Source organism: Phaeobacter sp. S60 (assembly GCF_000826845.1).
Lineage (GTDB): Bacteria > Pseudomonadota > Alphaproteobacteria > Rhodobacterales > Rhodobacteraceae > Phaeobacter > Phaeobacter piscinae.
Genome location: NZ_JSWJ01000003.1, coordinates 626,177 through 644,577, shown reverse-complemented (window position 1 = coordinate 644,577; position 18,401 = coordinate 626,177). Strand labels below are relative to the sequence as shown.

Sequence of the window (18,401 nt, the reverse complement as noted above, 5' to 3'; positions counted from 1 at the left end):
ATCCCGCCCAATCCGGTGACATTGGAGAGTTGAGAGATTTGCGCGATCATGAAACCTGCCGGGGAACGTGACACGGCAGTTGGTCATTCCGGCGACTTGATCCTTGCGGCAAGGGTGTCCCGCGTGTGTCCAGAGAGTTTGCACTGACCGGGGCGCATTCTTTTGCACTGGATCATGGTCACGACTTCCTTACCTCCTTTCGGAACGCGCCGGGACTATGGCCGGAAGTTGCTTCGAATGCGCGGCTAAAGGCACTCCGGCTGGAGAACCCAACAGTTTCAGCCACCCGTTTAATGGGCAGATTGGTGTTGCGCAGCAAATCGCCTGCTTTGCGCACCCGCAGACTGCGCAGCAGCTCCATCGGCCCTGCGCCATAGGCTACGGCAAATCGTTTGGCAAACGCTGCCCTGCTCATGCCTGCAATGTCAGCGAGTGTCTCCACAGAATACGGTTTACCAGGGTTTTCCAACATCGCGTTCAACGCTTGCCAAAGCATCGGGTCGCGCAATGCAGCCATCCAGCTCAAGGGTCCATCCTGTTCGGAAATTTTCTTGCGCATCATGACGATCAGCGCCTGCATCAACAGCACCCGGATTAGGGCGCGGCTCCCCACACTTGGCTCGCAAACCTCATACATCATCGTGTCAACCAATGTCATGAGGTCGCTGCCGGGTTCGGCGCGGGTTTTCAACGGTTCGCGGATCAGATTGACCACATCCGTGGCCCCCATCAGTCCGATGTTGACGTGCGCGCAAAGTGCGATCAGGCGGCTGGTGCTGCCCACACTTTCATCAGGGGCAGATTTGAGAACCTGAGCCAGGTTCAGCGCTGCAGGTTTGCACGACGGCCCGGGCACGATCGTTGTGCCATCATTCGACACTTCGTGGCTATTCAGCGAAGGGATCAAGACCAAACTGCCTTTGGATAATCTTATCGGCGCCTGCCCCCGCATCGTGATTTGGCCCTGACCGAAAAGAATATAATGCAGGGTTACTGCGGCATCCGGTTTGAGGGCGACGTGGCAGGTGCCATGGATCTCACAGACCGCGAATGGTTCCGTTTGGATATCGAGTTGATCGAAAATGTGGTCATAGCTCATCTCGCGAGTCTGGTCGTAATCCTCATTGGCGTCACGTAATTTCTCGTAATCGGTCTAAATCAAGACGGAAAGGCACGCCGACTGTCGCATCAAAGGCCTCTCGACACACCCAAAGAAGGAACGACCTTATGTGCAATTGCGATGATCACGATCATGGTGGCAAGAAATTGTCACGTCGCGCGGCATTGACCACCGGGCTGGCCGGGACTGCAGCGGTTGCTGCCACTGCGCTGTCCGGGACCGCTCACGCGCAAGAAACCGCCAACCCTTATGCCGAACCGGCTGAGCCTGCACTGCCGCCCTCTGATATGAAGCTCGACCTAAGCCGCGCAGCCCTCGTGGTAACCGACCCGCAGAATGATTTTCTGAGCCCCGATGGCGTAACCTGGGGCGTGATTGGTGCGTCCGTTACCGAACTCAACACAGTGGAAAACATTGAAACCCTGTTCCGCACAGCCAAAGAGCATGACATCACGACCGCCGTATCGCCGCATTATTACTTTCCAACTGACCATGGTTGGAAGTTCGAGGGTGCGCTGGAAAAGTTGATGCACAAGATCGGCATGTTTGACCGCAAAGGTCCCTTAAATGTGGAAGGGTTCGAAGGCTCTGGCGCGGACTGGCTTGAGCGGTACAAACCCTATATCAACGACGGCAAGACCATCGTGACCTCGCCCCATAAGATGTACGGCAACGACACCAACGACCTTACGTTGCAACTGCGTAAGCAGGGCGTGGATCAAGTCATCCTGGCAGGTATGTCAGCCAACCTGTGCACGGAATCACATATGCGCGAGTTGATCGAAAACGGTTTCGAAGTCGCCGTTGTCCGGGATGCCACTGCAGCTGCGCAGTTGCCAGAAGGTGATGGATACCTCGCCGCCCTTATTAATTTCCGCTACATCGCCAACGCTGTCTGGAGCACAGAAGAAGCTGTGGCGCAGATCAACGCGGCCGCGTCCTAAATCAGCTTTTCGAAGGGCGCTTGCCCTAGGACAGAATTGTGACGTGCCCGCCACCGACTACGCCTGTGGCGGGCACGATTACTGCCCTGTCCGAGCAACCAACGAGAAAACAAATATTAACGGGTGATTGCAAACCTAGGTAGGGAGGACACGTAACGGGTGCTCCTCAACAAGTCTTTCGCCTTGATGTGCAGTTCCAATGACGTCATTGGCATGTGGAAAGGCGAGGTCTCTCCAGCTTACACGCGATATTTAAGGCCCAGCATCAAATGCAAAGCGAGTTTATGGTTGCACTCGCAGAGCTGCTACGCCTGTTGGGTGTGGATCCACCGAGATCCTTGGATGAGCGACATGGTTTGTCCAATATGTCCCACCTTAAACTGCCAAACGTCAGGTGAAACGCTCGCGAACCATTGCTCCGCGATTTTTGAACTTCAGCGATGCCCTACCCAATGCAATTCAGGATCCAACCGATGTCCGGAACGGCGGTATAGTCGGGGTTTCGACCACCATTCTCGATTGGAGCGAATACGAGCGTGGATTGATGTCAACCGCTTCAAATATGATGGTAGGAGTGTATTTGAGACGCATTCCCTCTGATGGCATTAGAATGAGCACCAGATGGAGCACTACTCGAGCGGCGTGAGCGCCAACATTGGTGCAGCCGCAGCGAAAGTCCACATTGTCCGCTGAGCCGTCGCTAGATGTTGTTTGACAGCCGCCACCGCGGCGTAGGGCCGTTTGTGGCGGGCTAATCGCAGTGAGGCAGCCCGTTTTGGGCCGTCGAATGACTGAGGTTGTGACGGGCGCTCTCGTCCCGGAGCTGGCTCCGGTCAACATCCACCATCCAGCGTCACGCGCTACGTCGTCTTGCCCAAAACAGAGCCTTTGAACAAAACACTCAGTCCACTAAAAAAGGACCGGAGTGCTGCCCCGGTCCCTTCCTTTTTCTCGTCCGTTGAGGTGCGGTGGGTCAGGCCAGCATCATCATCGGGTTTTCCAGGTTGTCCTTGATCGCGTTCAAGAGTTCCGCGCCAAGGGCGCCGTCGATGACGCGGTGGTCGACGGACATGGTCACCGACATCACGGTGGCCACAGCCAACTCGCCGTCGGCACCCACAACCGGCTTTTTGACCCCGGCGCCCACGGCAAGGATGCCTGCGTGCGGTGGGTTCACGATGGCGTCGAAATTGTCGATACCGAACATGCCGAGGTTGGAGATCGCGAAGGAGCCGCCCTGATATTCATGCGGCGCGAGCTTGCGGTCGCGGGCGCGTTTGGCGAGGTCTTTCATCTCGGTCGAGAGGGTTGAGAGCGATTTGGTGTCGCTGTCCTGCAGAACCGGGGTGAACAAGCCGCCCTCGATCGCGACGGCAACGGCCACATCGGAGGATTGCATCTTCAGCACGCGGTCCCCGGCCCAGACAGCATTGGCGTCCGGCACGGCCTGAAGCGCCAGGGCGCAGGCCTTGATGATGAAATCGTTGACCGAGAGTTTGACGCCGCGGGCTTCCAGCTGCTTGTTCAGCTCACCGCGGAATTTCAGCAGCGCATCCAGCTGGATGTCGCGGCGCAGGTAGAAATGCGGCACGGTCTGCTTGGCCTCTGTGAGGCGGGCGGCGATGGTTTTGCGCATGCCGTCGAGTTTGACCTCCTCATAGGTGCGGCCTTCGTACATGCGGGCGACCTGATCGGCGGAGGGGCCTGTGGGGGCTGCGGCGGTGGCGGCCGGGGCGCTGGCGCTCTCGGCCTTGGCTTGCGGTGCTGGGGCCTCTGCAGCCTGGGGTTTGGCGTTCTCGACGTCGGCCTTCACGATGCGGCCACGGGGGCCGGAGCCTGTGAGGGCTGCGAGGTCCAGACCCTTGTCCGCCGCGATGCGGCGGGCCAGAGGTGATGCAAAGATGCGGTTGCCATCGGCGCCCTGCGGGGCTGCGGGCGCGGGTGTTGCGGCTGCGGCCTCTGCCGGGGCCGATGCGGGAGCAGCTTCCTCGGACGCGGCGGGTGTCGGCGCCTCGTCTGCTGCGGCAGCGGGGGCATCCGGTGTGGCGCCGATATCATCGGCGCTTTCGCCATCTTCCAGCAGCACGGCGATGGGGCTGTTGACCTTCACGCCCTCAGAGCCCTCGGGGATCAGGATCTTGCCAATGGTGCCTTCGTCGACGGCCTCAAACTCCATCGTCGCCTTGTCGGTTTCGATTTCCGCCAGCAGGTCGCCGGAGGCGACAGTGTCGCCTTCCTTCACGAGCCATTTGGCAAGCGTGCCTTCCTCCATGGTGGGAGAGAGGGCGGGCATCAGGATTTCGGTGGGCATCGCTGTCTCTCCTTAACGGTAGGTCACTTGTTTCACCGCTTCGATCACCTCTTCGGTGGTGACCAGCGCGTGTTTTTCGAGGTTGGCGGCATAGGGCATGGGCACGTCCTTGCCGGTGCAGGTGATGACGGGGGCATCAAGGTAGTCGAACGCCTCCTGCATCACCACGGAGGAGATGTAGGAGCCGACGGACCCCTGCGGCCAGCCTTCCTCAACAGTGACCAGACGGTTGGTCTTCATCACCGATTTGATGATGGAGCCAGTGTCCATCGGACGCAGGGTGCGCAGGTCGATGACCTCGGCGGAGATGCCATCCTCGGCCAGTTTTTCCGCTGCTTCCAGTGCATAGGTCATGCCGATGCCGAAGGAGACGATGGTGACATCCTCGCCCTTGCGCCAGATCCGGGCCTTGCCAAAGGGCACGGTGTAGTCATCCAGCTTCGGCACATCGAAGGATTTGCCGTAGAGGATCTCATTCTCGAGGAAGATCACCGGGTTGTTGTCGCGGATGGCGGTTTTCATCAGACCTTTGGCGTCGGAGGCGGAGTAGGGCATCGCCACCTTCAGGCCGGGGATCTGCATGTACCAGGCGGCGTAGTCCTGAGAGTGCTGGGCGCCAACGCGGGCGGCAGCACCATTGGGGCCACGGAACACCATGGGCGCGCCCATCTGGCCGCCGGACATATACAGCGTCTTGGCGGCGGAGTTGATGATGTGGTCAATCGCCTGCATGGCGAAGTTGAAGGTCATGAACTCAACAATGGGTCTCAACCCGCCAAAGGCCGCACCAGTGGCGATCCCGGCAAAACCATGTTCGGTGATCGGGGTGTCGATCACGCGCTTGGCGCCGAACTCATCCAAGAGGCCCTGGGAGATCTTATAGGCGCCCTGATATTCGGCGACTTCCTCGCCCATCAGGAAGACATCATCGTCGCGGCGCATCTCTTCCGCCATGGCGTCGCGCAGCGCTTCGCGCACGGTGGTCTGTACCACCTCGGTGCCCTCTGGCCAGTCGGGGGTGTCATCCACCTCCGGTGCGGCGGGGGCTGCGGCAGCAGCCGCGGTGGTTGCGGGCGCCGCAGGTGCCTCTGCCGCCGGGGCTTCGTTTGTGGACGGTTCGGATGCTGCGGGGGCGGCATCGGGGTCGTAGCTTTCGCCATCCTCCAGCAGCACCGCGATGGGGCTGTTGACCTTCACGTTCTCGGTGCCCTCGGCGATCAGGATCTTGCCGACGGTACCTTCGTCCACCGCCTCGAATTCCATCGTCGCCTTGTCGGTTTCGATTTCGGCCAGGATATCGCCGGAATTTACGGTATCGCCCTCTTTGACCAGCCATTTGGCCAGGGTGCCTTCCTCCATGGTCGGCGACAGGGCGGGCATCAGGATTTCAGTTGCCATATCGTGTTACGTCCCCTCAGGCGGTTTCTTGCGGCAGCTCGTCCGCATAAATATCGGTCCAGAGTTCTTCGAGCGCCGGTTCCGGGCTCTCCTTGGAGAAATCTGCGGATTTGTTGACGATGTCCTTGATCTCTTTGTCGATCGCCTTCAGGTCATCTTCGGTCGCGTGTTTGCCGGTGAGCAGCATATCGCGGACCTGTTCGATGGGATCACGTTCCTCGCGCATTTTCTGCACCTCTTCGCGGGTGCGGTATTTGGCGGGGTCGGACATGGAGTGACCACGGTAGCGGTAGGTCTTGACCTCAAGGATATAGGGGCCTTTGCCCGCGCGGCAGTGGGCAACGGCGCGTTCGCCGGCCTCTTTCACCGCCAGCACATCCATGCCGTCCACTTCCTCGCCCTTGATGCCGTAGGCTTCGCCGCGTTTCCACAGGGCGGGGGATTTGGTCGACCGCTGCACCGAGGTGCCCATGGCGTATTGGTTGTTCTCAATCACGAAAACCACCGGCAGATCCCAGAGCTGGGCCATGTTATAGGTCTCGTAGACCTGACCCTGGTTGGCCGCGCCATCGCCAAAATAGGCGAAGGTCACGCGGTCGTTGCCCTTGTATTTGTCGGAGAAGGCAAGGCCTGCGCCCAGCGGCACCTGCGCGCCGACGATGCCGTGGCCGCCGTAGAAATGCTTCTCCTTGGAGAACATATGCATCGAGCCGCCCTTACCTTTGGAATAGCCGCCTTCGCGACCGGTAAGTTCCGCCATCACGCCGTTGGGATCCATGCCGCAGGCCAACATATGTCCGTGGTCGCGATAGGAGGTGACGCGTTTGTCGCCGTCCTCTGCAGCGGCCTCAAGGCCGACAACAACCGCTTCCTGACCGATATAGAGGTGGCAGAAGCCGCCAATCAGACCCATGCCATAGAGCTGGCCGGCCTTTTCCTCGAATCGCCGGATCAGCAGCATCTCGCGGTAGTATTCGAGCAGCTCATCAGCAGAAACGTTTGGTTTCTTGACACTTTTTCTCGCAGCCATGGTGGCGGGCTCCCCCTTAAGGCTAGATAGTTTAATGCTAAACTAGTTCATAATGGATTTTGTCACGTCATGCGAGTGTTATTATGACGTGCCGTCACCAAGGGGTAAAGGCGATGGCGGATAGAGGTGGTGACGGTGGGTGAGATGGTGAGGGAATTGGCGGATTTATGAGGGGATTGCGCTGGGGGTGCTGTGGAGCTCGCCGGGCAGGGGCTGCGGTGCCTCATCACGGTAAAACGCCCGCAAGCGGGGGCTGCGGGCGGTGGCATATATTTGGTTGTTGTCAACTGAACGTGTGGCTTAGCGGATGACAATCTCATCGGCGCGCAGCAGGCCGAGGACCGAGCGGGCCTGCTCATCCAGAAGATCCAGATCGAGGTAGTTGTCCGACAGCCGGTGGGTGAGATTTTCCATCTGCGCGGTTTCGCGTTTCAGCTGGTCGAGATCCTGACGCAGCGCTTCGGCCTCGGCCTGGATCTCGACCCGCCTGAACAACCCGAAGTCCCCCTGCACAGCGGCAAAGGTGAAATACGCGCTGAGCGCGAATGCAATCGTGGAGAAAACGAATGCGCCCAGAGAGGGCCGGTTGCTTCGGGTCACGGTGGATAGCCTGTATGATCTGCTGCTCAAGTCTTGCGCCGGTTTTCCCAGCGTCTGCAACAATACTGCCACAGGCAACATGGTTTGTGAAAGATGAAAATTGTTAATTTTGAACATTTTCCGATGGAAAATACATCTTGCGCCAGCTGTGGACGGCAGAAGGTTAACGGATGGTTAACGTGATCGGCGGATCGGCAATATCTTAACGGTTTGGAAATATTTCTCAGGAGAGGTGCGGGGACCCGGCGTGGAACCGGGATCCCCTATATGTTGTCAGATCAGCCTTCGAGGGCAGCGACACCGGGCAGGGTCTTGCCCTCCATCCATTCCAGAAAGGCCCCGCCTGCGGTGGAGATATAGGTGAAATCAGCCGCGGCCCCGGCCTGATTGAGGGCGGCCACGGTGTCACCACCGCCTGCCACGCTGACCAGCGCGCCGGATTTGGTGAGGCTGGCGGCCTGTTGTGCAGCGGCATTGGTGGCCGCGTCAAAGGGCGCGATCTCAAAGGCGCCCATCGGGCCGTTCCAGATCAGCGTTTTGGAGGCTGAAAGCGTATCCGCGACGGCGGTGACGGTCTGCGGACCTGCATCCAGGATCATCGCATCGGCGGGGCAGGCGTCCGCAGCGACGGTTTCATTCTCGGCGCCTGCCTTGAATTCGCGTGCGACCACAACATCGACCGGCAGGAGGATCTTGCAGCCCTTGGCTTCGGCCTTGCTCAGGATCTCGCGGGCGGTGTCGGCCATCTCGTGTTCGCAGAGGGATTTGCCCACGTCGATGCCCTGTGCCGCGAGGAAGGTATTGGCCATGCCGCCGCCGATCACCAGATTGTCGACCTTGCCGACCAGATTGCCCAGAAGTTCCAGCTTGGTCGAGACCTTGGCACCGCCGACAACGGCTGTTACCGGGCGCTGGGGTTGGCCAAGCGCGGCTTCCAGCGCGGTCAATTCGGCCTGCATCAGACGGCCGGCACAGGCAGGCAGCAGACGGGCCAGCGCCTCGGTCGAGGCATGGGCGCGGTGGGCGGCGGAAAACGCATCGTTGCAGTAGATGTCGCCCAGCTTCGCCATCTCTGCCGCCAGATCGGCGTCGTTCTTTTCCTCGCCCGCGTGAAAACGGGTGTTTTCCAGCAACAAGACGCCACCAGCAGGCAGGCCCGCAACCGCGGCCTCGGCCGCTGGGCCGCGGCAATCCGCGACAAAGGTCACCGGCGCGTCAAAGGCGGCCTCAAGTGCTGGCACCAGCGGGCGCAATGACATCTCTGCGACCACCTTGCCCTTGGGGCGGCCAAAATGGGCCAGCAGAATTGGCGTGCCACCGGCGGCGAGGATATCCTTGATCGTGGGGGCGACGCGCTGAATGCGGGTGTCATCGGTGACGCGGCCATCCTCAACCGGGACGTTGATATCGACGCGCACCAGAACGCGTTTGCCTGCCAGGTCCATCGTGTCGAGTGCGGTCCAACCCATGGTCATATCCTTCTTTGGTCTTGGTTTGAGGCGTCGGCTGCGGAAACTGCGCCGCAGGCGGTGTTGGCGCGATGTTTCGGGGCTTTTTGCCGCCCAGTCAATGCTCCGTGACCAAAGCTCCCTTGGCAATTGCGGGCGTGGGCCTTAACTATCGGGCAAATGCAAAGAACAGGAGGGCCACATGGCCGAGATCAAAGACCCCGAAAACACCATCATCATGGAGCTGAAAGACGGCAAGGTGGTGATCGAGCTGCTGCCCGACGTGGCCCCTCAGCACAGCGCGCGCATGAAAGAGCTGGCCCGTAGCGGTGAGTATGACAATGTGGCGTTTCACCGGGTGATCGACGGCTTCATGGCGCAGACCGGCGACGTGCAGCACGGTGACATGGAAGATGGGTTCAACCTGCGCATGGCGGGCACCGGTGGCTCTGATCTGCCGAATGTTCCGGCGGAATTCTCCAAGCTGCCGCATGATCGTGGCACGCTGGGCGCGGCGCGGTCGGCCAACCCGGATTCGGCCAACTCGCAGTTCTTCATCAACTTCAAGGACAACCATTTCCTGAACGGTCAGTACACCGTTTATGGCCGTGTGATTGAGGGCATGGAGCATGTCGACGCGATCACCCGTGGCGAGCCGCCTGCGAACCCCGACCGCATGGTCAGCGTCAAGGTGGCGGCAGATGTATAAGCTGGCAGCCGTCTTTGCGCTGATGGCGGGTCCGGCACTGGCCAGCGGTCTGGAGATCGCGGTTGAGGGCGAGGGCGCCAATGGCACCATCCAGATCGACCTGTTTGAGGACGTGGCGCCGAAACATGTTGAGCAGATCACCGCGCTGGCGGCAGAGGGCAAATATGATGGCGTGGTGTTTCACCGCGTGATCGAAGGCTTCATGGCGCAGACCGGTGATGTGGAATTTGGCAAGCTGGGTGGCGATATGCGCCGCGCAGGCATGGGCGGTTCCGAGCGGTCGGACCTGCCGGCTGAATTCTCGGACCTGGAGTTTGATCGTGGTGTGGTCGGCATGGCCCGCTCACAGGATCCCGACAGCGCCAATTCGCAGTTCTTCATCATGTTTGCACCGGGGCATTTCCTCAATGGTCAGTACACCGTCGTGGGCAAGGTGACCGAAGGCATGGATGTGGTTGACGCGATCAAGCGCGGCAGCAGCAGTCAGAACGGCGCCGTTGTGGGCCAGCCTGATGTGATGAAAACGGTCTCTGTAACCGAGTGAGCCTTGGCTCGCGCGGGTCTCCTGATCCGCCTATGAGAGCCTGAACGGCCCGTGCCTTGACTGGTGCGGGCCGTTTGCTGTTTGCCGCCTGTCACGGGGTTGTGCGGTGCATGTGAGGCGGATTTGCGGCAGGCTGTGCCCCTGATTTGGGCCGGGGACCCCATGGGAGACCTCTTGGGGACACAGGGAGGAGGCCTGCGGTGTCACAGATGACTGCAACACATACATTCTTCTTGCAAAACAAAGCGGTGGCGGGGCTGTCGCTGCTGTTGATGCTATCCTGGTTGGCGGTGGCCCGTGCGGATCCGGCCATCTGGGCGCGGGAATGGCCGGTCACGGATTTCACGCGCAGCAGCGTGGCGGACTGGGCTGAGATCAAATCAGGTGGTCCGCCGAAAGATGGCATTCCGGCCCTCAGTGATCCCGCGTTTCACCCTGCAGCGCAGGCCAAGGGACTGAGCCGCGCTGAACCGGTGGTGGTGCTGGATCTGCCGGGGCAGGCGGCGCGCGCCTATCCGCTGCGCTATCTGATCTGGCATGAAATCGTCAATGACCGGGTGGGCGGTACCCCGGTTGCGGTGACCTATTGCCCCTTGTGCAATTCCGCCATGAGCTTTGACCGGCGGGTGGCGGGGCGCAGCCTGAGCTTTGGCGTCACCGGCAAGCTGCGGCAGTCCGATATGGTGATGTATGACCGCGAGACGGAAAGCTGGTGGCAGCAGGCCACGGGCACCGGCATTGTGGGCGAGATGAACGGGCGGGCGCTGCGGCAGCTGCCGAGTTGGCTGGACAGTTGGCAGGGGTTTCGCGCGGCCTATCCAGAGGGGCTGGTGATGGCGGAGCCGCGCCACAATCGCAGCTACGGCCGCAATCCCTATCAGGGCTATGACCGGTCAAACTGGCCGTTTCTTTATGATGGCACGCCGCCACCCCATGGCATCGCGCCGCTGGCGCGTGTGGTGCGGGTGGGGGATCGGGCCTGGCCCCTGGCGCGATTGGCCAAGGTTGGCGAGATCCGCGAGGCGGGTGTAACCCTCAGCTGGCGGTCGGGGCAGGCCTCGGCGCTGGATGCGGGGCATGTCGGCAAGGGGCGCGACGTCGGCTCGGTCCGGGTGCGGGGGCGTGACGGCGCAGATCTGCCCCATGATGTGATGTTTGCCTTTGCCTATCACGCCTTCTGGCCGAAGGGACGCTGGATGCTGGAGTGAGGCGCAGCGCGGCGCTGCGGGTGGACATAAAAAAGGGCGCACCGGCAAAGGCGCGCCCAAGGCCATATTCTGAGAGCGGTAACTGATCAGAACAGGAAATTATCGGTGTCCATCAACTGGTCGACGGTCACGTTTTCAACCACGATCGAGACATTGGCGAAGGTCACGCGCACATCCTCGCCCTGCTGTGAAAACCCCAGCTGGTCGATCCGATTGGCGCCTCGGGTGATTTCGATCACATCTTCGCCGATACGGAAATCGGTGATGGTGTCGCGGCCAGAGCCCCGGGCAAAGACAAAGCTGTCGCCGCCGCTGCCGCCGGTCAGGCGGTCGTGGCCGGACTGACCGCTCAGCCGGTCGGCGCCATCGCTGCCAAACAGAATGTCGTGGCCTCGCCCGCCAAGCAGCAGATCGTCGCCGGCATCGCCGCGCATCACGTCATGGCCTGCGCCGCCGCTCAGCCGGTCGTTGTCGGCGCCGCCGGTCAGCGTATCATTGGCGCGGCCACCAGCCAGCGTATCGCGCCCGTCATCGCCGCTGATCAAATCGCGCCCACGCCCCCCGTTGAGGCTGTCGTCGCCTGCGCCGCCGTGCAGCGTATCGGCGCCGCTGCCGGCCTTCAGCGTGTCATCGCCGGCGTTGCCGTCGAGGCTATCGTGGCCGCTGCCGCCGATCAACAGGTCATCGGCATTGTCAGCCGGGCCCACGTCATTGTCGCCGCGCAGCGTGTCATTGCCCGCGCCGCCGATCAGCGTGTCATTGCCGAGGCTGCCGCGCAGATTGTCATCACCCGCCTTGCCGGAGAGGTGATCATCACCAAGCCCGCCATCCAGGAAATCGTCGTTTTTTCCCCCGGATAGGCTGTCTTCCCCGGCGCCACCCAGCAGAAAGTCCTTGCCCGCACCGCCGGTGATCGTGTCATCGCCGCTCCGGCCATGGATCATGTCTGAAACGCTGGCGTCATCGGCATTGGTGCTGAGGAGAGCCTCATCCGCGCTGCCGCCTTCCTGAATATGCAGGGTCTGATTGGCGAGCCGCACCGTTTCCACGTCAAAGAGCATGTCACGCCCCCGGGTGGTGGTCAGCAGCGCCCCGGCGCTGTCGCCAAAGGTGAAACTGTAAGTTTGAACACCGTCGCCTAGGATCAGCTCATCCTGACCGGCGCCGCCAAAGATGGTGTCATCCCCGCTACCGGCGCGGATGGTGTCATTGCCGGTAAACCCGTTGATCCGTTCGCCGCCGCTCCAGGCCGAGGTGATGATGTCATCCCCGGAGAGCGCCACCGCCAGCAGTGCGTAGAGATCCCCATCAGCAATCATCTGCGAGGGCAGGGTGAATCCACTTACCGACATGATCAGCGACTGGTCATAAAACAGGCCGAAGCCGTTGAGCGGGCTATCGGGGCTCAGATTGCCGCTTTCATCAAAGCTGAAGCTGCCCTGAAACACCATGACAAAGGCACCATATTGCACCGCGATCTGGGTGTCCGTGGCGCTGAGAACCGCGACCTTGGTAAAATCGAAGTCACTGAAATCAAACGGCGGCGCCACATTTGACGCAGCCGTGACGAGAAGTTCTGCCATGGTCTGACCTACTGCTTGAATGCCTGACGCATCTTTTCGATGCTTTTGCGATCAGCCTAGGTGGGGGGCTTTGGTCTGGGAAGGTTGTTGTTAATGAAATGTTAACCTTTATGAATCCTGTTGCGCAAATTCTTCACTCCTCAGATCTGCGGCTTTGCTGCCGCCGGGATGAAAAAGGCGCATCCCATTTTGAGATACGCCTGTGATTTCGGATGACCAGGGGCCATCAGGTCATAAGAGGCTCAGAACAGGAAGTTGTCCGCATCCTCAATCTGCGCCAGCGTGCTGTTCTCCACCATGATGGTGACATCGGCAAACGTGATCTGAACAGTGGTGCCTTGGCTCGCGAAGCTCAGATCCTCCATCCCGTCAGCGCCGCGACCGATCTGGATCCGATCCTCGCCAACGGTGAAATCGGTGATGATGTCGGTGCCATAACCGCGATGGAAGACAAATGTGTCGGCATGGGCGCCACCCGCCAGAGTGTCGTTGCCCTCCTGACCGAAGAGACGGTCCTGACCACCATCGCCATAGATGCGGTCGTTGCCACGGCCACCCAAGAGCTGATCCCAGCCGGAGTTGCCGCGTAGAACATCGTGACCATCCTGACCGCGCAAAGTGTCGTGACCACCGCCGCCAATCAGTTTGTCACCGTGGGAGCCGCCACTGATGGCATCATTGCCGAGATCGCCGGCCAACCAGTCTCGTCCGGAACCGCCGACAAGGATATCGCGTCCGTCGCCGCCTTTTAATGTGTCGTGGCCCTCGCCGCCCATCAGGTGATCGTCGCCCTCTTCGCCCAGCAGCATATCACGCCCTGAGAGTCCGGCCAAAGTGTCGGCGCCAAGGCCACCCAGCATGATGTCGCTGGGAAGGGTGCTGTCGCGATCACCGCTCATTGAGGTGCTGTTGCTGGTGTCCACGCTCAGGGAAAAACTACGGTTGCTGAACTGCAGCTGTTCGATCGACAGCAGAGTATCTCTCCCGTCGGCTGAGTCGATCCACACACCGCCGTAGACCGAGGAGATGTCCGCCCGACCATAAGTGTCGTGAATGATCAGCCTGTCGGTGCCGTACCCCCCGTGGACGTAGTCGTCGCCGATACCTAGGCTGATGACGTCATCACCGCCATAGGCCAACCAACGATTTCCCTCAACCATATTGGAGGTGATTGTGTCGTCACCTGTGAGAATCGCCGCTTCAAGCGCGGCGCCGCTGCTGGCACTGAAGCGATAGAAGTTCATGGAAAACTCACTGATCGCATAGACCGGTGTACCACCGGAGTTCACCGCCATCGACTCAATCGTCCAAAAATAGGGGGATGCAGCTGAAAAATCCCCAGTCAGTGTGATGCTGGTGCCAGTCGGGCTGGTAAAGAACAGTTGATTGATTGACCGGCTGTTCAGGCTGGCGTCGTCAAAGCCTAGGTCGCTGAGGTTATTCAGCGACAGCGTGCCGGTCGGGTCATTCACGGTGAAAATAGCCATTGTCTAAAACCTATGCCCTGATTGTGGAGGCGGCAGGCATAATGCCTGTAAATTTAGCTACCCCCTACATTCAGCAACTTATAGGTGCAAGGCCCAGTATTTCAGGTTGCTCGTTCCCTGCACGCGACGCTGCGTTCACTTGGCCTGTGTGACTTGGTGGTGTGAATGGATCTGGATACCCATTGCAGCACACAAAAAACGCCGCAGGGTGTGACCTGCGGCGTTTGTCTATTACCGAGTGCCGAAATAGGCAGGCTTGGGATCAGCTGTCGGATTTATGTGCCGCGGTGGCTGCGGAGACGGCGGCTGAGGGGGCCGGTGCCGGGGCTGCGGCGCGGGGCGCTGCGGCTTTGCCGGGGTTCAGCGGGTCATCCTGCCGCTGAACGGAGCCTTCGAAATGGGCGCCGCTCTCAATCGCGATGGTCTTGTGGATGATGTCGCCTTCGACGCGGGCGGTGGAGGTCAGACGCACCTTGAGGCCACGCACACGGCCGACGATGCGACCGTTGATGACCACGTCATCGGCGGTCACTTCGCCTTTGATGGTGGCGCTCTCACCGATGGTCAGCAGATGGGCGCGGATGTCGCCTTCGACGGTGCCCTCGACCTGGATGTCGCCGGTGGTCTTGAGGTTGCCGGTGATGTGCAGATCCGAGCTGAGCACGGATGCCGGCGGCTTTGCCTTGGGGGCGGTTGCCTTGAAATCGCTGGCGGGCGGAACCGGAGCGGAGGACGGCGCAGGTGCCGCAGGGGTTGCTTCGGCCGCTTTCTGGCCGGGCTCGTTGATTTTGCTCTTAGAAAACATTTCTCGCAGCCTTGATATAGATCATCGGGTTTACGGGGTTGCCATTGACCCGAACCTCATAGTGGAGGTGGGTCCCGGTGGACCGTCCGGTGTTACCCATATCAGCAATGTGATCCCCGCGCGAGACCCTTTGACCGACCTTCACGCGGAGTTTCGAGTTATGGGCATATTTCGTCTCAATGCCAAAGGCATGTTGAATTGTCACAAGTTTTCCGTAGCCCGATTGCCAGCCCGCGTGGGTCACAACCCCATCAGCGGTGGCGAAGATATCGGTGCCGGTGCGACCGGCGAAATCGGAGCCTTTGTGCAGGCGGCGACCACCGGTCTTGGGGTCGCGGCGATAGCCGAAGCCGGAGCTGCGGCGCACCAAATTCATGTTTACCGGCGAGGCAAAGGGCGCTTTCTGTGCGGCCAGCCGATAGAGGTTCAGCTTGTTCATCTGGCGCAGCAGATCATTGGCGCGTAGTTCCTCGCGGGTGGGTTCCTCACCGCGCGTGGACAGGGCTAAAGGGCTAAGCGGACCGCCCTGACCGCTGTAGCCGCGCCGCACCTGTTCCAGAATACGGTCGGTGGGCATGCCTGCACTGCGGAACATCTTGTCCAGCGGCGCGACGGAGACTTCCATCGCCTCTTCCAGCTGACGGAAAATCTGGTCGTTGCGTTCATCCAGCAGGCGCAGTTCCAGTTCCAGCGCGTCGCGCTGTTCCAGCGCGGATTGGGCGTTGGCCTCAATCCGGTCGCGCTGTGCCGCGGTTTCGGCCAGCGCGTCGGCCATGAATTCCATCTGAACCGGCGCGCTGACGGCCATCATCTGGGCCGGGCTGTCAGCGGCAGTTTCCTGCTTCAGCGCCGCCAGCGCGTCGCGTGCGGTTTCGCGGTCTTTCATGGTCTGGCGCAGCGTGGTCTGAATCACCTCGATACCGGTTTCCAGCTCGCGACGGCGGGTTTCAGAGGCCAACAACTCCGATTGCATGGAGGAAATCTGCGTCAGAGCAGCGTTGAACCGTTCCTGAGCGGCCAGCGCCTCGGCGGCGCGGTCGTCGCGTTCGCTTGACAGCGCGTTGAGCCGGGCGCGGTAGGTCATCTGATCGCGTTTGGCCTGCTCGCGGAAATTGCCGGAGCCGATGCTGTCCATCAGAACGATGGCGGTGGCGACAATGGACCAGGCCACCAAGAGGGCCATGCCCGCAAAGGCGATGAGCTGGGTTTCGGAGCGGAGTCGTATAAAACGTGTGTCAGAGTCGGACTTGAGGAACACCCGCCGTTCCGGAAAACGACGTTCGAGAAATGCGTGAATTTTGATTGCCAGACGTGTCCGCACGCTTTGGTCCTTGTCCTGCCCCAGTTGTGGCGCTGCAGTCCCCGGCGCTCCTCCTGCCGGTTCCATATGGCCAGATCCGGTCCCATCGGAGCTGCCCTGTCGCAGTGCCAGGCCGCGTTCGCGCGCCATGGCGAAAGGGAATAGCCAGCCGGATCAGTTTGGGCAAGCCTGTTGACCCAGTGTTCGGCGGGTCCGCGCGGAAACGGCGCGGCAGCTGTGTGGATCGGCCGGGGAATGAGCGAAAAGCCGCCGATATCGGGTGGGTTTGGCCAGATCACGGTGGCGCAGGCGGGGTGTCGGCGGAGGTTAAACAAAACGGCCCGCCCATGATAGGCAGGCCGATTTTATCTGTGACGGGCAAAGGTTTCGCGGCATTTTCGGGGCCTAATTGCGGCCCGCCGGGTTAACGCAAGGCCGGGGGTTTGACCGGGATCTCATCCGCCAGCGGCCAGTAGAAATCCGGTGGGATGCCAGCCTCGGCGCGTTTTTCCTCGTTGAAGGGCGGTTTCAGATGGCCGTGGAAATACCGGCCCACGAGGTCATGAAACACCTCCTTCGGGTCCAGATTGTCGCGTCCACAGAGGAAATGAAACCATTTTGAGCCATAGGCCACATGGCTGACTTCCTCGGCGTAGATCACCTCCAGCGCATCAACCGCCTGGGTGAGCTTTGCCTTGCGAAAAATCTCAATCATGCCGGGGGTGACGTCCAGACCGCGCGCCTCAAGCACCATGGGTACGACAGCGAGGCGGCCCATCAGATCCTCTGCGGTGTCCTCAGCGGCGCGCCACATGCCGGCATGGGCGGGCAGTTCACCATAATGGCTGCCCAATGCCTCAAGACAGTCGCACATCAGGTTGAAATGTTTGGATTCTTCATCCGCCGCTTTGACCCAGTCATCAAAGAAACCCAGCGGCATTGGCACATGGGAGAACCGCGCGATAATATCCCAATGCAGATCAACCGCGTTCAATTCGATATGGGCGACGGCATGCAGCAGCGCCTTGCGCCCGGCTTCGGATCCCGGGCGGCGGCGGGGGACATCGCGCGGGTTCAGCAGTTCAGGTCTGTCGGGACGCGCGGGGTGCAGCGGCGGGCTGGCGGTTCCGACCTCGATCTTTGCCGCATCACCTGCGCGATAGGCAAACCAGTGCGCGGCATGGCGGCGCGACAGGGCGGTTTTCTCGCGCCCATCGGCGGTGGTCAGTACCTCCTGCGCCATTTGCGCAAGGCTGAGCGGGCTGTCAGGGCTGTCTGGGTGGGTCTGTACTGCTTTGCTCGTCATCGGTGCGGATCCGTTTTGGCGGTGGGCTGTTAAGTGGGGCAATTGCTGGCCAGTCCCTGCCACCCGGCGCGCTGCGCTGCAAGCGGATAGGCAGCCCTACGTCCGGTCTACGGGGATATGCAGGGCTGCCGGGATGGGTGATCAGAGCGCCTTGGCGGCCTCCAGTACCTCGGCGACATGGCCGTCGACCTTCACCTTGCGCCAGATCTGGGCGATCTTGCCCTCGCCGTCGATGAGAAAGGTCGAGCGTTCGATCCCCCAGTGTTTCTTGCCGTACATGTTCTTTTCTTTCCAGACGCCATAATCCTCGCAGGTGGTGCCATCGGCATCGGAGAGTAGCGGCGTGGTCAGGCTGTGTTTGGCGACAAATTTGTCGTGTTTGGCAACCGGATCCTTCGAGATCCCATAGACCACCGCCCCGGCATCGGCAAAGGCCTGCAGATGCTCGGAAAATCCGATGGATTCCTTGGTGCAGCCCGGCGTATCATCGCGGGGGTAAAAGAACAGCACGACGGCCTTGCCGCGCAGCTCCTCCAACGTCACGGTGCCACCGCCATCGCGGGGCAGGTTAAAGGAGGGCGCGGGGTCTGAGGGGGCGAGCATAATTC

General features: G+C 60.8%; 18 protein-coding genes. 6 read left to right on the top strand and 12 right to left on the bottom strand.

Annotation, left to right across the window (positions count from 1 at the left end):
- Positions 1-178: 178 nt before the first annotated feature.
- Positions 179-1,036, bottom strand: coding sequence for an AraC family transcriptional regulator (locus tag OO25_RS04505; RefSeq protein WP_242406984.1), 858 nt, complete (start codon positions 1,034-1,036; stop codon positions 179-181).
- Here OO25_RS04505 and OO25_RS23190 point away from each other — a divergent pair.
- The 3 genes from OO25_RS23190 to OO25_RS23420 all read left to right on the top strand — a co-directional run bounded on the left by OO25_RS23190 (position 983) and on the right by OO25_RS23420 (position 2,462).
- Complete coding sequence (locus tag OO25_RS23190) at positions 983-1,138, top strand: hypothetical protein (RefSeq protein ID WP_242406985.1); 156 nt, start codon at positions 983-985, stop codon at positions 1,136-1,138. The genes OO25_RS04505 and OO25_RS23190 overlap by 54 nt on opposite strands.
- Positions 1,139-1,284: 146 nt before the next feature.
- Positions 1,285-2,064, top strand: coding sequence for a cysteine hydrolase (locus tag OO25_RS04500; RefSeq protein ID WP_242406977.1), 780 nt, complete (start codon positions 1,285-1,287; stop codon positions 2,062-2,064).
- 215 nt (positions 2,065-2,279) lie between these two features.
- Positions 2,280-2,462, top strand: a complete 183-nt coding sequence (locus OO25_RS23420; protein ID WP_139044752.1) for a hypothetical protein — start codon at positions 2,280-2,282, stop codon at positions 2,460-2,462.
- Positions 2,463-3,037: 575 nt separating this feature from the next.
- Here the strand turns inward: OO25_RS23420 and OO25_RS04495 are convergent.
- The 5 genes from OO25_RS04495 to pgk form a co-directional block, all read right to left on the bottom strand.
- Complete coding sequence (locus OO25_RS04495; RefSeq protein WP_040178652.1) at positions 3,038-4,375, bottom strand: pyruvate dehydrogenase complex dihydrolipoamide acetyltransferase; 1,338 nt, start codon at positions 4,373-4,375, stop codon at positions 3,038-3,040.
- Between the two features lie 12 nt (positions 4,376-4,387).
- Complete coding sequence (locus OO25_RS04490; RefSeq protein ID WP_040169375.1) at positions 4,388-5,773, bottom strand: pyruvate dehydrogenase complex E1 component subunit beta; 1,386 nt, start codon at positions 5,771-5,773, stop codon at positions 4,388-4,390.
- Between the two features lie 16 nt (positions 5,774-5,789).
- Positions 5,790-6,803: a pyruvate dehydrogenase (acetyl-transferring) E1 component subunit alpha gene (pdhA, locus tag OO25_RS04485; RefSeq protein ID WP_040178651.1), complete on the bottom strand. Its 1,014-nt coding sequence runs from the start codon at positions 6,801-6,803 to the stop codon at positions 5,790-5,792.
- 300 nt (positions 6,804-7,103) lie between these two features.
- Positions 7,104-7,403 (bottom strand): septum formation initiator family protein, encoded by a 300-nt coding sequence (locus tag OO25_RS04480; protein WP_040169626.1) that lies wholly within the window; start codon positions 7,401-7,403, stop codon positions 7,104-7,106.
- 278 nt (positions 7,404-7,681) lie between these two features.
- Positions 7,682-8,872, bottom strand: coding sequence for a phosphoglycerate kinase (pgk, locus tag OO25_RS04475; protein ID WP_040178746.1), 1,191 nt, complete (start codon positions 8,870-8,872; stop codon positions 7,682-7,684).
- 181 nt (positions 8,873-9,053) lie between these two features.
- On the opposite strand from pgk, the gene OO25_RS04470 reads away from it, so the two are divergent.
- The 3 genes from OO25_RS04470 (at position 9,054) to OO25_RS04460 (ending at position 11,312) form a co-directional block, all read left to right on the top strand.
- Positions 9,054-9,560 (top strand): peptidylprolyl isomerase, encoded by a 507-nt coding sequence (locus OO25_RS04470; protein ID WP_040169371.1) that lies wholly within the window; start codon positions 9,054-9,056, stop codon positions 9,558-9,560.
- The gene (locus OO25_RS04465) at positions 9,553-10,104 is read left to right on the top strand and encodes a peptidylprolyl isomerase (protein ID WP_040178650.1); all 552 of its coding nucleotides are present in this window, start codon (positions 9,553-9,555) and stop codon (positions 10,102-10,104) included. Before OO25_RS04470 ends, OO25_RS04465 begins: the two co-directional genes overlap by 8 nt.
- Before the next feature lie 209 nt (positions 10,105-10,313).
- Positions 10,314-11,312: a DUF3179 domain-containing protein gene (locus OO25_RS04460; protein WP_040178649.1), complete on the top strand. Its 999-nt coding sequence runs from the start codon at positions 10,314-10,316 to the stop codon at positions 11,310-11,312.
- 86 nt (positions 11,313-11,398) lie between these two features.
- On the opposite strand, the gene OO25_RS23390 is transcribed toward OO25_RS04460, so the two are convergent.
- The 6 genes from OO25_RS23390 to OO25_RS04430 all read right to left on the bottom strand — a co-directional run bounded on the left by OO25_RS23390 (position 11,399) and on the right by OO25_RS04430 (position 18,396).
- A complete protein-coding gene (locus OO25_RS23390) occupies positions 11,399-12,895 on the bottom strand; it encodes a calcium-binding protein (protein WP_040178648.1) in 1,497 nt (498 codons plus the stop codon).
- A 242-nt stretch (positions 12,896-13,137) separates the two neighbouring features.
- Positions 13,138-14,382 (bottom strand): calcium-binding protein, encoded by a 1,245-nt coding sequence (locus OO25_RS04450; RefSeq protein ID WP_040178647.1) that lies wholly within the window; start codon positions 14,380-14,382, stop codon positions 13,138-13,140.
- A gap of 262 nt (positions 14,383-14,644) precedes the next feature.
- Positions 14,645-15,187 carry a polymer-forming cytoskeletal protein gene (locus tag OO25_RS04445; RefSeq protein ID WP_040169361.1) on the bottom strand — a complete coding sequence of 181 codons (543 nt, stop codon included), beginning with the start codon at positions 15,185-15,187 and terminating at the stop codon, positions 14,645-14,647.
- Entirely contained in the window at positions 15,177-16,508 is a 1,332-nt protein-coding gene (locus tag OO25_RS04440) for a M23 family metallopeptidase (protein ID WP_040178745.1), read from the bottom strand. Before OO25_RS04440 ends, OO25_RS04445 begins: the two co-directional genes overlap by 11 nt.
- Before the next feature lie 403 nt (positions 16,509-16,911).
- The gene (locus OO25_RS04435) at positions 16,912-17,793 is read right to left on the bottom strand and encodes a ferritin-like domain-containing protein (protein ID WP_040178646.1); all 882 of its coding nucleotides are present in this window, start codon (positions 17,791-17,793) and stop codon (positions 16,912-16,914) included.
- 141 nt (positions 17,794-17,934) lie between these two features.
- Complete coding sequence (locus tag OO25_RS04430) at positions 17,935-18,396, bottom strand: peroxiredoxin (RefSeq protein ID WP_040169357.1); 462 nt, start codon at positions 18,394-18,396, stop codon at positions 17,935-17,937.
- Between the last annotated feature and the right edge of the window lie 5 nt (positions 18,397-18,401).